Genomic DNA, 12462 nt, shown 5'->3' with positions numbered 1-12462 from the left:
ATGACGGGTCTCGTGGCGCTCACCGGGGCGACGGGCTTCATCGGCCGTCATCTCCTCGCCGCCCTGACGGCGCGCGGCTACCGGGTGCGGGTGCTCCTGCGTCGTCCGGTCGAGGTGCCACCGGGGGCCGCGAGCGCCGTGGTCGGCGACCTGACCCGCCCGATCAACATGGCCGCCGCCCTCTCGGATGTGGACGCCGTGGTCCATTCCGCGGGGCTGGCCCATGCGATGTCCGGCGCGCCGGAGGACGATTACCGGACCCTCAACACCGAGGCGACGGCCCGCCTCGCGCAGGCCGCCGAGCGGGCGAAGGTCCGCCGCTTCGTGTTCCTGTCCTCGATCCGGGCCCAGACCGGGGCGAGTGCGCCGGGCCTCGTGACCGAGGCGGACGAGCCGCGCCCGACCGATCCCTACGGACGCTCCAAGCGCGAGGCCGAATTGGCGCTTGCCGCCAGCGGGCTCGATTGGGCGGCTCTGCGGCCGGTCCTCGTCTACGGCGCGGGCGCGAAGGGCAATCTGGAAGCCCTGCTGCGGCTCGCCCGCTCGCCCTATCCCCTGCCCCTCGGGGGCCTGCGCGCGAAGCGCTCGCTGATCTCCCTCGACAGCCTCGCGGAGGCGGTGGACACGCTGCTGAAGGCGCCCGAGCCTCTGCGCGCACCCTTCATCGCCGCCGATCCCGACCCTCTCACCCTGCCGGAAATGATCGCCGCCCTGCGCGAAGGCCTCGGCCGTTCGCCGGGCCTGCTGCCGATGCCGGAGCCGCTCCTGGGCCTCGCCTGCCGCCTCACGGGGCGGGGCGAGGTCTTCGAGCGGGTGGCGGGCGGCCTCGTCGCCCGCAGCGACGGACTCGTACGCCTCGGATGGCAGCCAACGATGACGACGCGCGAGGGTCTGGCGCGGCTGGCGCGGGGCTAGCCGAGAGCAGCGGGGGCTGCGGCGGGGATGGCCTGCGCGGCCGGGGCGTCGGCCTGGGCCCGTGCGATCCCGCGCTCGCGGAAATGCGGCACCGCCTCCTCGAACACGGCATCCGCCGCCGCCCGATCGCCCTCGGCCACGGCGTCGCGCAGGCGGGCGATCCAGGCGTCGAGGCGGGGCCTGTCGGCGAAGATCGGCTGCGCGGCCATGACGCCCTCGATACCCGGCAGGCCGACGCGCGGCTCCTCACGGGCGAACAGGATCTCGTTCAGCCGCTCGCCAGGCCGGGCGCCGGTGAAGGCGATCTCGATCTCGCTGCCGGGCTCGAAGCCCGCGAGGCGGATCATCCGCTCGGCGAGGTCAGCGATGCGCACCGGCTGGCCCATCTTCAGCACGTAGACAGCGGCCTGCTCGCCCCCCTCCGTCCGCGCCTCGCCATCGGCATGGGAGGCGGCGGTGAGCACGAGATCGCAGGCCTCGCGCACGGTCATGAAGTAGCGGACCATGTCCGGGTGGGTCACCGTCAACGGGCCACCACGGGCGATCTGCGCCTTGAACACCGGCACCACCGAGCCCGCCGAGCCGAGCACGTTGCCGAAGCGCACGGCGATCAGTCGCGTCGGATGGCCGGGCTTGCGCGCCTGCGCGGCGTCGAGGGATTGCGCGATCATCTCCGCGAACCGCTTGGTGACGCCGAGTTGCGAGACCGGCTCGATCGCCTTGTCGGTGGAGATCATCACCAGGGCGCGGGCGCCCGCCGCCACGGCCGCCTCGGCGACGTTGAGGGAGCCGAAGACATTGGTCTTGATGCCCTCCTGCCAGTCCCGTTCGAGGAACGGCACCTGCTTCAGCGCGGCAGCGTGCATCACGTAATCGGGCCGGAACGCCGCGATCACCGCGAAGATGCGCTCCCGGTCGCGGATGTCGGCGATGACGCCCGTCACCTCGGCCTCGGCCTCGAGGATCGCCGGGTGGCTGAGAATGCCGTGGAGCGCCGGCTCGGAGGATTCGAGAACCAGAACGGCGGAGGCGCCGAAGGCGACCGCCCGCAGGCAGATCTCCGAGCCGATCGAGCCGCCGCCGCCCGTCACCACCACGCGGCGGCCGGTGAGGAATCCCTCCAGGCGCGGCCTGTCGATGGCGACGGTGGGGCGCAGCAGGAGATCCTCGATCTCCAGCGGCGCCAGTTCCGGGCCCTGCGGCCCTTCCCCCAGCCCGACCACGCGGGCGAGCGGCAGGCCGAGGCGCCGGGCGCGGGCGATGAGGTCGTCGGGGGCGGATTCCGGGGCGAGCGCGCTCGGCGCGGCCACGAGGCGGCGGATCGGCTCGCCGCGCGCGCCGCTATCCATCACCACCTGCTCCAGATCCGCGAAGCCACCGAGCACCGGCACGCCGCGCATGTACTGCCCGGCCTCGTTCCGGCGCGGCGACAGGATGCCCCTGGGCGCGAGCTTCTTGACCGAGCCGGTCTCGATGGCGCGCAGCAGAACGTCGATATCCGAGCCACGTCCGAGCAGCAGGGTCGGCACCGTGGCGGCCCTGGCGTTCGTCTGGCGCGAGCGTGTGTATTTCAGGTAGCGGAAGGCGGCTCGCGTTCCGCCGAGCAGGAAGATCTGCAACACCCAGTAGAGGGGAATGGCGATCTTGCCGAAGAAGTAGAAGCCGTAGAGATCGGCCGAGACCAGCACCCAATCGACGACGAGGAGCACCAGGGCGAGCACGCTCGCCGCCCGCACGATCCCGGCGAGGTCCGGCAGGGAGGCGAAGCGCCACTTGGTCCGGTAGAGCCCGAACCGGACATAGACCAGCCCGGCGACGATCAAGAACGGCGGCAGCAGCAACGGCAGGGCGTGCAGACGCTCGGCGAGCATCGCCCCCTGGAAGCGGAACAGGAAGGTCAGCACCACGGCTGCGGCCGTCGCCGCGAGATCGTGGGCCACCATCACCGCGGTCTTGGCGAGGCGCTGCTGCATCGGATCGGCGGGGGTATCCGCCTCGACGCGAGGCGTGTCAACGCTAGGCTATGTGGACTCTTTGGCTTCCCGTTTGAGTATCCGAGTGATTCAAGGCGCTCTGGATGGCTTCGCTCCGCCGGCAAAGACGGAGCTTCCCTTGGAAGCGATGCCCCGGCCCCGGACGAGTGGAGCGGAAAGGCCCCTAACCCGGCGCGAAATGGCCCCGGTACCGTGCCCCGATCCGCTCGACGGGGAGCGCGACGAACACGTCCGTCGTGCCGAACTGGCGGTCGATCACCGCGCCGTCACCGAAGGTGGCACCGAGGCGCAGGTAGCCCTTGATCAGGGGCGGCAGGGCCTGCAACGCCGCCTTCGGGTCCACCGCCTCCTTCGACAGCCGGTCCATCCGCACTCCCCGCTCCGGCAGGGCGCAGGCACGCCACGGCTCGGGGGCGCGGGCATGGTGGTGGAGGAAGGACAGGGGAAGGGCGAGCCGGTCGGGATCTGTCCCTTCCAGGGAGGCGCAGCCGATCAGCGCGTCGATCCGGTGGTGCAGGATGTAGGCGTAGATGCCCTGCCAGAGCAATTCGACCGTACGCTTGCCGCGGTAGGGCTTCAGCACACAGGATCGACCCAGTTCCAGAAGCCGCTTCCCGCCCTGGGCGGCGAGAACGGGGGAAAGGTCGTACTCGCCCTCGGAATAGAAGCCGTGGTGGCGCTCGGCCACCTCTCCGCGCAGCAGCCGGTAGGTGCCGACCACTTTGGGCCGGGGCGCGCGGAACGGCGTCTTGGCAGGCTTCAGCTTGTCGTGGTCGAGCACCAGAAGGTGGTCGCAGAAGGCATCGTAGGCGTCCGAATCCCGGCGGGACAGGGACGCGAGACCGGTCGGCACCGCCGACATCTCCTCGTAGAACACCTTGAAGCGCAGGCGCTGCGCCCGGCGGATTTCCGAACGGCTCGTCGCGAGGCGCACTTCCAGATTGCCAATGCGGCCGAGGCTGCGGCCCTTCAAACCCCCCGTGCCGGTCTCCGGCAGGCGGATCGCATCGGCCTCAGCCAGGACGTCGGCGATGTCGGCGGGGGTGGGCTTACGCTTCAGCTTGGCGAGCGGAGCGGCGACGCCCCATTGGACGCCGCGGTGCAGACCGGCGCCGAGGGCCGCATAGGCCTCGCGGTGGAACAGATTCGTGGCCATCGCCCCCTCGCATCGCACGCCCGTCCCGGGCGCCGCGAGATTCGACATCAGCATGCCGTGGCCACGGCATTATGACAGTCACCACGACATGCAAGAGGGCATGCAAAGGGGCATGCAAGTGAACACGGAAACGCCCCGGCCCTGAGGCCGGGGCGCTCCCCTCACGCGGAGGGTGCGGCGGCTTATGCCGCCTGACGGTCGCCCTCGGAGACCTGGCCCTCGATCACCGGCGTGGCGGCACGACGGCCCGAGGCGATCTCGATGCGACGGGGCTTCTTGGCCTCGGGGACCTCGCGGACGAGATCGACGTGGAGGAGGCCGTTCTCAAGGACAGCGCCGGTCACCTGCACATGGTCCGCGAGCTGGAAGCGGCGCTCGAAGGCCCGGGCGGCGATGCCCTGATGCAGGAACTCGACGCGCTTCTCGGCCTCGCCCTTACGCTCGCCGCGCAGGGTCAGGGCGTTCTCCCGAACCTCGATGGAGAGGTCTTCCTCGGTGAAGCCCGCCACCGCGACGGTGATACGGTAGGCATTCTCGCCCGTGCGCTCGATATTGTACGGCGGATAGCTCGGAGCGGTCTCGGTGCTCGCAAACTGATCGAGGGCGGAGAACAGACGGTCGAAGCCGACGGTCGAACGGTAAAGGGGAGCAAGATCGAACTGACGCATGACATATCCTCTTGAAGAGCAACATGTTTTCTGGTCCGCCCATTGGGCCGGACCGGTCTTCAGTGCCGCCTGACGGCCGACACGAGTGAGATATCGGGGTGGCCGATCCGGGTCGCAAGACCTCCTGAACGGCCGAGGGAACGGATTTTTTCAGGGGCGCGGTCCATGCTGCGCCGGGGGCGCCACGGGAGTCGGCGAGACGTGACACGGTTCGACGGACGGAGCGGGGCCGAGCCTCCGCTGCTTACCCTGCGCGACACGCCCGACAACCCGGCGCCGCCAGGCGGGACCATCACCATGGTCGGCACGAGCGACGATTGCAGCCTGCGCGCGGCGACGTGGCGGCCCACCACCCGGACCTGCCGGGGCACCGTCACCCTGCTCCAGGGCCGGGCCGAGTTCATCGAGAAGTATTACGAGACCATCCGCGACCTGCGCGGACGCGGCTTCGCGGTGGTGGCGTTCGATTGGCGCGGCCAGGGCGAATCCGACCGGCGGGTGGACGATCCGCACAAAGGTCATGTCGACCGGTTCGACGATTACCGCGTCGATCTCCTGGCGGTCGCGGAAGCGGTCCTCACGGGAATGCCGCAGCCGCATCTCTGCCTCGCCCATTCCATGGGCGGCTGCATCGCCCTGACCGGTGCCCTCGACGGCTGGCTGCCGTTCAAGCGCATGGTGACGGTGGCGCCGATGCTGTCGATCCGCATGGTTCGCTTTCCCGCTGCCGCCTCGCTGCTGGCTAGAAGCCTGCACCGGCTGGGTTTCGGCGCGCGCTACATTCCCTTCGGCAAGCCGGTCTCGATCGCCACCAAGCCCTATCCCGGCAATCGCCTGTGCCGCGATCCGCAGCGTTACGCGCGCAACGCCGCCGCCGCGCAGCAGGTGGGTGCCGGGGCCGTGGGCGATCCGACCATCGCGTGGCTCGCGGGAGCGTTCCGGGCCATGGCGCGCCTGCGCGACCCCCGCGCCGCGCCGCGCATCGACCTGCCGGTGCTGATCGTGGCCGCGGGCGCCGACCCGGTCTGCGGCACGCCCGTCACCGAGCGTTTCGCCGGACGGCTGAAGGCCGGGCACATCCTCGTCCTGCCGGATGCGCGCCACGAGATCCTGAGCGAGCGCGACGCCATCCGCCAGGATTTCTGGGCGGCGTTCGATGCCTTCATGCCGGGCACGGCCCTTCCCACCCACGAGGAGGTCGAGCGGCACGCGGCCCCGGTGCCCGTCTAAGAGGACCCCAAAGGATGAGTCCTGTGGTGGGGGCCAGGGGCAAGACCTCGGGGGTTCGCAGGGCTCTGCCCTGCACCCGCCAGAGGGCTCGCCCTCTGGACACCCCGTCTCAGCCCGCGAGGTCGGGGTCGATGTCGCGGGGGCGGACATAGTGTTCGAGGCTGCCGCGACTGGGAGCGATGCTCGCCCAGGTCTCGGCCTCGAAGGCGATCACCGCGAAGGCGGCGGTCGGGAACTCGGTCGCGAGCAGCGCGCGCAGACCCTTCGGCCCCGCACCCGTGAGCGTCGCCGCGAGATCGCCGAGGCCGGGATTGTGCCCGACCACGATGAGCGTACCCACCTCATCGGGCGCCCGTCGGATCGCGGCGAGGATATCGCCCGCAGCGGCCTCGTAGATCTCCGGCACGATCTCGAGCCGGGGATCGCCAAGGGCGTCCTTCACGGCAGCCCAGGTCTCCTGCGTACGCTGGGCGGGCGAGACCAGGGCGAGGTCCGGCCGCAGTCCCTCCTCCGCGATCCGTGCGCCGACGACGGGGGCGGCCCGCCGCCCGCGCTTGTTCAGCGGACGCTCCAGATCGCGAACGCCCGCAGGCCGGTCGGACTTGGCATGGCGCAGGAGGATGAGGCGGCGCATGGCGTTCGGCTCGCTCATCCCTTCCGTCCCTCGCGCCGGGTCATGAAGGCGAGCTTTTCGAACAGGCTCACATCCTGCTCGTTCTTGAGCAGGGCGCCGTGCAGCGGCGGGATGAGCTTGCGGCCGTCCTGCTCGCGCAGGGTCTCGGGCGAGATGTCCTCGGAGACGAGGAGCTTTAGCCAGTCGAGCAGTTCCGAGGTCGAGGGCTTCTTCTTGAGGCCCGGCACCTCGCGGGTTTCGAGGAAGACCCGCAGGGCCTCCTCCACGAGGCGGCCCTTGATGCCGGGGTAATGAACCTCGACGATGGCACGCAGCGTGTCCGCATCGGGGAAGCGGATGTAGTGGAAGAAGCAGCGGCGCAGGAACGCGTCCGGCAACTCCTTCTCGTTGTTGGAGGTGATGATCACCACCGGCCGCCGCACGGCCTTCACCGTCTCGCCGGTCTCGTAGACGTGGAACTCCATCCGGTCGAGTTCGGTCAGGAGGTCGTTCGGGAACTCGATATCGGCCTTGTCGACCTCATCGATCAGCAACACCGGCCGCTCGGGGGCGGTGAAGGCCTCCCACAGCTTGCCCCGGCGGATGTAGTGGGAAATGTCCGAGACGCGTGGGTCGCCGAGCTGCGAGTCGCGCAGGCGCGAGACCGCGTCGTACTCGTAGAGCCCTTGCTGCGCCTTGGTCGTGGACTTGACGTTCCAGACGATCAGCGGCGCCTTCAGGCCTTTCGCGATCTCTTCCGCCAGCACGGTCTTTCCGGTGCCGGGTTCGCCCTTCACGAGAAGCGGACGCTCCAGCGTGACGGCGGCGTTCACCGCAGCCGTCAGGTCGGGGGTGGCGACGTAGGTGTCGGTGCCGGAAAAGCGCATCGCGGTCTCGGAGGCTGGCCTGAACCGGAGTTACGTGCGGGGCGGCGGCGCGGCAAGACCACGCCGTCGTTGCGAGCGTCAGCGAAGCAATCCAGGGACGCGCCACGTTTTGAGGCGTCCCGTTGCCCTGGGTCGCTTCGCTGACGCTCGCGATGACGGCGTGGGACCGGCTACCCCTTGTCGTGCCACACGCAGTTGCGCGCCAGGATCTCGAGGTTCACATCGGATTTCTGCGGCTGCGGCAGGGTCTTGCCGTCCATGGCGAGGTCGATCTTCAGCTCGACCTGTCCCTTGCTCTCGTTGGAGCGCCGGGAGAAGTAGCAATATTGCTGATAGGGCTGATCGACCCCGTCCTTGAAGTTCCAGCCGGTGACGATCTGCCCGTCGAGGTAGGGCACCTGCTTGAACACCGTGAAGGTGGTGTTCACCTGCGCCTTCGAGGCCGGGCTCGCCTGCTCGCCGAGCTGGGCCTTGCTCGGCGTCGGGGCGCCGCCGAGCTTGGGCAGGCCCTCCAGCTTCAGGGTGTTATCGGTGAGCGTGACCTCGCCCTTGGTCTTGAGGGTCACGTCGGCCAGCGCGGCCTGCATCGCCGCAGCGATCTTCTCGGCCGCCGTGTCGAACTGGTTCATCGTCGCCCAGCCATAGGCGGCGGCGCCGATCCCGGCCCCGGTCAGGCACAGGAACACACCGGCCCCAAGCGCCCGGAACAGGAAGGCGCGAGCGGCGACGTAGCTCGAATCCGCGCGCAGGCGGGTGTTCACCTGCTGCGCAAGGGCGATGTTCTCAGGAGTGCCGGAGGCGACGTAGTTCATGCGCCGGCTCCCGCGGCAGGAAGGGTCGGACCGGGCAGGCCCTGGTTCGCGGCGGTCTGGCCCGGCAGGCTCTGGGGCGGCTGGGCTGCCGCCGGACGGTTCATCGGGATGACGGCGGCCTGCTGCGGAGCGGCCTTCGGCAAGGGCGGGGTCGAGCGTAGGGCATCGGCGATGGCGTCGAGCATGTACGGCGCCGCCTCGGGGTTCACCGCCGCGCCGAGATCGTCCTCATCCATGAAGGTCCGGCGGGTCGAGACCGCGCAGAGGGCCAGGATCGTCGAGGCGAAGGCCGCGCAGAGGGCGGGCACGAACACGAAGATGCGCAGGAAGGCGTGGACTTGGCTCTCGGTCACGTCGATCGGGTCGACGCCGTAGACCATGGCCGTGAAGGAATGCAGCTGCGAGCGGTTCACCGCGTTCCGGTAGGCCTGTTCGGCATCGGCGACGCGACGATCCGCGGCGCCCCGGTCGAGGGCCGCGCGGTCCTTGCGGGCCGCTTCGAGGTCCTTCACCAGCGCGGTGCGGTCGGCATTCGCCTTGGCAACGCCCGCCGAGAGGGCGGCGACGCGCGGGTCGGTCACGCATTTCAGGTTCTGGTAGCGCACGCCCTTGGAATTGGTGCCGAACACCTTCTCGCAGCGCTGACCCGGAAGGCCCGCGAGCTGCTGGGCGTTGTCGCCCGCACGCTTCTCGATCTGGTCGAGTTCGGCGGTGTACTGGGCGACGCGGTTGTCGGCGGCCTTGATGCGGTCCTCGATCGTCGCCCGGTCGGCCTGGGCGTCCTTCAGGGTCGTCTTGGTGCGCGCGGCGTCCATCAGCCGCGGATGGAACATCATCTCGCCGAGCTGCGAGACCGACTTCGTGGTCACGCCCGCCGCGAAGATAATGCCGAGGATCGCGAGCGCCCGCACGAAATACGAGCGCTGCGTGCGCGCGAGGATGCCGAGCGGAACCCGGCACAGTTCCACCGCCGCGTAGACCAACGGCGCGAGCAGCATGAAATAGAAGGCGTGCCAGTCACCGTCGCTGTAGACGCCCGCGAAGAGCCACGCCCCGGCGAGCGAGGCGCCGATGACCATGAACTCCACGAGATAGGCGATGGCGACGTAGCCCCACTTGATGCGGTAGCCCTTCTCGACATGCCGCTGGTGCGTCCACCGGTCGGATTCCAGCCGCCATTCCCGGCGCTCGCGGGCGACCTCACGGCTCGGTGGAGCCTTCGGGACCCTCTCGGCCCGTGAGAAGATCGACTTCAGCGAATTCATCGGTCTCGTCACATCCAGGGCCCGGTCCGGGTCGAGCACAAGCTCTCTTCATTGTTTCCTTACGCTTGCATTGTGCCGATTTTGAGCCACACCACCGGTTGTACCCACTTTGTGCCCGCCGCCACCGGAAGGGATCGTCGCCCGGATACGATTCAACCTCCGGGGCGGTTGCCGCGCGGGGATCCAGCGCCCATGATCCGGCCGTCCCCACCGTCGAGATCACGCGAGGCTAGAGCCGCCGCCGATGCCAGAAGTCCATGCCGGCTCCTACAAGGAAGCGATCCTGTTTCTCGTCACGGCGGGGATCGTGGTCCCGCTGTTCCACCGGCTGCGGATTTCTCCGGTCCTTGGATTCATCGGAGCGGGTGCGCTCCTCGGCCCGTTCGGCCTCGGGCGGCTGGCCGACCAATGGCCGGGCGTGCATCTCTTCACGATCGGTAACCGGACGGAGATCTCGCACCTCGCCGAATTCGGCGTGATCTTCCTGATGTTCATGATCGGGGTGGAGCTGTCCTGGGAGCGGTTGCGCACCCTGCGGCGGCTCGTCTTCGGCCTCGGATCGTTGCAGGTCGGCTGCTCGGCCCTGATCCTCGGCGCCATCCTGTTCGGGCTCGACGTGCCGCTGACCGGCGCGGTGATCGTCGGCATCGGCCTCGCCCTGTCCTCGACGGCGGTGGTGCTGCCAGTGCTCGCCGAGCAGCGGCGGCTCAACACGCCCACGGGGCGCGCGAGCTTCGCCGTGCTGCTGTTCCAGGACCTCGCCGTGGCGCCGGTGCTGTTCGCCATCGCCGTGCTCGGCCACGACACGGGGGGCGACAAGGGCCTCGCCCTCGTCCTGGCCCTCGGCCAGGCGGCCATCGCCCTGGTGCTGATCGTGGTGGCGGGCCGCCTCGCCCTGCGCCCGCTCTTCCAACTCGTCGCCCGCACCCGCTCGACGGAACTGTTCATGGCGGCCTGCCTCCTCGTCATCGTCGGCACGGCGCTGACGGCGGCGGCGAGCGGCCTGTCGATGACGCTCGGCGCCTTCGTCGCCGGGTTGCTGCTGGCCGAGACCGAGTATCGCCGGGCGATCGAGGCGACGATCGACCCGTTCAAGGGCCTGCTCCTCGGGGTGTTCTTCGTCTCGGTCGGCATGAACCTCGATCCGAAGCAGCTCATGGCCTCGCCGGGGGCGATCCTCGGCCTGTCCCTGGCCCTCGTCCTGATCAAGGGAGGGGTCGTGGTGATGGCCGGGCCGGTGCTCGGCCTGTCGCGGGCCGTGGCGCTGGAAGCCGCGCTGCTGCTCGGGCCAGGAGGCGAGTTCGCCTTCGTGCTCATCGGCGGTGCCATGGCCACCGGCCTCGTGCCCGAAGAGGTCGGCGCGGCGGCGCTCATCGTCACCACCGTGACGATGATCCTCATTCCCGCCCTCGCTGCCATTGGACGGCGAATGGGTAGCCATGCGGCGGCCACGGCGCGCGGCCGGATCGAGGCCGAGCCGCTGCCGGAGAAGGTCGAGAACCGGGTGATCGTCGCGGGCTATGGCCGGGTCGGTCGGCAGGTCGGCGAGATGCTGGCCCGCCACCGCATCCCCTATCTCGCCCTCGATTCCGATGCGGCCCGCGTCGCCGAGCAGCGCCGGGCCGGGGCGCCGGTCTATTTCGGCGATTCCGGCAATGTCGAGATCCTGCGCCGCAGCGGCATCGACACGGCCCGCGCCCTCGTCGTGACCCTCGACACGCCCCGCTCAGTCGAGGAGGCGGTGACGGCGGCGCGCAGCGAGCGGCCGGACCTGACCATCGTCTCCCGCGCCCGCGACGCGAAGCACGCCGCCGCCCTCTACGAGCTCGGCGTGGACGATGTCGTGCCCGAGACGATCGAGGCCTCGCTGCAATTGTCGGAGGCGGTGCTGGTGGATGTCGGGGTGCCGATGGGCCTCGTCATCGCCTCGATCCACGAGCGACGGGACGAGTACCGCACCCTGCTCAAGAAGCGTGAGAGCGAGGCGAAGCCGGTCTTCCGCGCCCGGCGGACCGTGGGGAAGGCCGCGCGTGCCGAGCCCGAGAAGCGCGAGGCTCCCGCCCGGCCGGAGAAAGCGGCGAGCTAAAGCGCTTTCCGGCGAAGGGGTCGCCGGTTCGCCGAAAGACAGCGCATGGCAACATTGGTCGCGAGCAGACCCGTCACACCGGCGGCGGGGCGGCGTCCTGGGTGGCGGCGCGGCGGGGGGCGCGGGTCCGTACGACGGGCTCGTAGCCTTCCGCGAAGCTGCACCGGTAGGTGATCTCGTCCGGTGCGCCGAGGCCGGTGACCAAGGGCACGGTCACGGTGTCGCCCTGGAAGCGCCAGCCGCGCGCGCCCTTGTCCCAATAGAGCCAGACGGTGCCGGGATAGCCGCGCAGGCTGAAGACGGCCGCCTTCTTCGACAGGGCCTGCACGGCCCGCGGCGCGTACATCCCCCTGTCCCGGTAGGCCGCCCGTGTCGCCTCGGGTTGCCGGTCCATAAAGGTGTTACGCACCACTTGAATCGTTGCGCCCGGCTTCGCTAGAAACCGCTTGAACTCGGGTAAACTACGCAGGATGACCGCCACGGCAGGTCTCCTCGACACCGGCTCTCGCCCGCACGATCGCGGACGCATCACCGTTCCGAATGAGTTGGGGTGATTCCCGTGACGGTTTAAGTGACTACGCGAGTCTCAGCTGGTGGGATATCAACAGGAATCGGGACTTATACCCAGATTCAGGCTCTTGAAGCCGAGTCCAGGCCGGTCAAGGTCCCCTCGAAGTCTTCCGCGGCGCCGCAATCCACTTAAGCCCACGCTTTCAAGACTCTGGGCCGATTCGCTCTGATTCGCCCGATGCGGTGCGAAGACTCTGCGGCGATGCGAAGGCCCCCTCGCCTGGAACGAGCTCCGCCGCCGCACTTGACCCCGGCGCCCCGCTCGC

General features: G+C 69.7%; 11 protein-coding genes. 3 read left to right on the top strand and 8 right to left on the bottom strand.

The features are described 5' to 3' along the window. Positions 1-915 (top strand): NAD-dependent epimerase/dehydratase family protein, encoded by a 915-nt coding sequence (locus J4O73_RS13375; RefSeq protein WP_426218030.1) that lies wholly within the window; start codon positions 1-3, stop codon positions 913-915. Here the strand turns inward: J4O73_RS13375 and J4O73_RS13370 are convergent. The 3 genes from J4O73_RS13370 to J4O73_RS13360 all read right to left on the bottom strand — a co-directional run bounded on the left by J4O73_RS13370 (position 912) and on the right by J4O73_RS13360 (position 4733). Continuing rightward, on the bottom strand, positions 912-2888 hold the full coding sequence (locus J4O73_RS13370) for an SDR family NAD(P)-dependent oxidoreductase (protein ID WP_426218029.1): 1977 nt from the start codon (positions 2886-2888) through the stop codon (positions 912-914). The genes J4O73_RS13375 and J4O73_RS13370 overlap by 4 nt on opposite strands. Positions 2889-3072: 184 nt before the next feature. Continuing rightward, positions 3073-4065 carry a GNAT family N-acetyltransferase gene (locus J4O73_RS13365; RefSeq protein ID WP_426218027.1) on the bottom strand — a complete coding sequence of 331 codons (993 nt, stop codon included), beginning with the start codon at positions 4063-4065 and terminating at the stop codon, positions 3073-3075. Positions 4066-4247: 182 nt separating this feature from the next. Then, a complete protein-coding gene (locus tag J4O73_RS13360) occupies positions 4248-4733 on the bottom strand; it encodes an Hsp20 family protein (RefSeq protein WP_378972461.1) in 486 nt (161 codons plus the stop codon). Between the two features lie 240 nt (positions 4734-4973). Here J4O73_RS13360 and J4O73_RS13355 point away from each other — a divergent pair, with 240 nt between their 5' ends. Next, entirely contained in the window at positions 4974-5963 is a 990-nt protein-coding gene (locus J4O73_RS13355) for an alpha/beta fold hydrolase (protein ID WP_426218373.1), read from the top strand. Positions 5964-6072: 109 nt separating this feature from the next. Here J4O73_RS13355 and J4O73_RS13350 read toward each other — a convergent pair whose 3' ends face one another. From J4O73_RS13350 to J4O73_RS13335, 4 genes are all read right to left on the bottom strand, one after another. After that, a complete protein-coding gene (locus tag J4O73_RS13350) occupies positions 6073-6597 on the bottom strand; it encodes a SixA phosphatase family protein (RefSeq protein ID WP_426218372.1) in 525 nt (174 codons plus the stop codon). Positions 6598-6611: 14 nt separating this feature from the next. Continuing rightward, positions 6612-7463 carry an AAA family ATPase gene (locus tag J4O73_RS13345; RefSeq protein WP_426218025.1) on the bottom strand — a complete coding sequence of 284 codons (852 nt, stop codon included), beginning with the start codon at positions 7461-7463 and terminating at the stop codon, positions 6612-6614. Between the two features lie 170 nt (positions 7464-7633). Next, positions 7634-8275, bottom strand: a complete 642-nt coding sequence (locus J4O73_RS13340) for a hypothetical protein (protein WP_426218023.1) — start codon at positions 8273-8275, stop codon at positions 7634-7636. Next, positions 8272-9540: an ATPase gene (locus J4O73_RS13335; RefSeq protein ID WP_426218021.1), complete on the bottom strand. Its 1269-nt coding sequence runs from the start codon at positions 9538-9540 to the stop codon at positions 8272-8274. The genes J4O73_RS13340 and J4O73_RS13335 overlap by 4 nt, the downstream gene beginning before the upstream one ends. 244 nt (positions 9541-9784) lie before the next feature. Between J4O73_RS13335 and J4O73_RS13330 the strand changes: the two genes are divergently transcribed. Continuing rightward, positions 9785-11626 carry a cation:proton antiporter gene (locus J4O73_RS13330; RefSeq protein WP_426218019.1) on the top strand — a complete coding sequence of 614 codons (1842 nt, stop codon included), beginning with the start codon at positions 9785-9787 and terminating at the stop codon, positions 11624-11626. Positions 11627-11699: 73 nt separating this feature from the next. Here the strand turns inward: J4O73_RS13330 and J4O73_RS13325 are convergent, their stop codons facing one another. Further along, entirely contained in the window at positions 11700-12107 is a 408-nt protein-coding gene (locus tag J4O73_RS13325; RefSeq protein WP_426218017.1) for a hypothetical protein, read from the bottom strand. Positions 12108-12462 lie beyond the last annotated feature (355 nt).

It is taken from the genome of Methylobacterium sp. NFXW15, assembly GCF_049887755.1.
Lineage (GTDB): Bacteria > Pseudomonadota > Alphaproteobacteria > Rhizobiales > Beijerinckiaceae > Methylobacterium.
This window is presented reverse-complemented; position numbering and strand designations above follow the sequence as displayed.

Excerpts from the sequence above, each read along its gene's own strand:
- J4O73_RS13375 (WP_426218030.1), top strand. The coding sequence starts at position 1 with ATGACGGGTCTCGTGGCGCTCACCGGGGCGACGGGCTTCATCGGCCGT.
- J4O73_RS13370 (WP_426218029.1), bottom strand. The coding sequence starts at position 2,888 with ATGCAGCAGCGCCTCGCCAAGACCGCGGTGATGGTGGCCCACGATCTC.
- J4O73_RS13365 (WP_426218027.1), bottom strand. The coding sequence starts at position 4,065 with ATGGCCACGAATCTGTTCCACCGCGAGGCCTATGCGGCCCTCGGCGCC.
- J4O73_RS13360 (WP_378972461.1), bottom strand. The coding sequence starts at position 4,733 with ATGCGTCAGTTCGATCTTGCTCCCCTTTACCGTTCGACCGTCGGCTTC.
- J4O73_RS13350 (WP_426218372.1), bottom strand. The coding sequence starts at position 6,597 with ATGCGCCGCCTCATCCTCCTGCGCCATGCCAAGTCCGACCGGCCTGCG.
- J4O73_RS13345 (WP_426218025.1), bottom strand. The coding sequence starts at position 7,463 with ATGCGCTTTTCCGGCACCGACACCTACGTCGCCACCCCCGACCTGACG.
- J4O73_RS13340 (WP_426218023.1), bottom strand. The coding sequence starts at position 8,275 with ATGAACTACGTCGCCTCCGGCACTCCTGAGAACATCGCCCTTGCGCAG.
- J4O73_RS13335 (WP_426218021.1), bottom strand. The coding sequence starts at position 9,540 with ATGAATTCGCTGAAGTCGATCTTCTCACGGGCCGAGAGGGTCCCGAAG.
- J4O73_RS13330 (WP_426218019.1), top strand. The coding sequence starts at position 9,785 with ATGCCAGAAGTCCATGCCGGCTCCTACAAGGAAGCGATCCTGTTTCTC.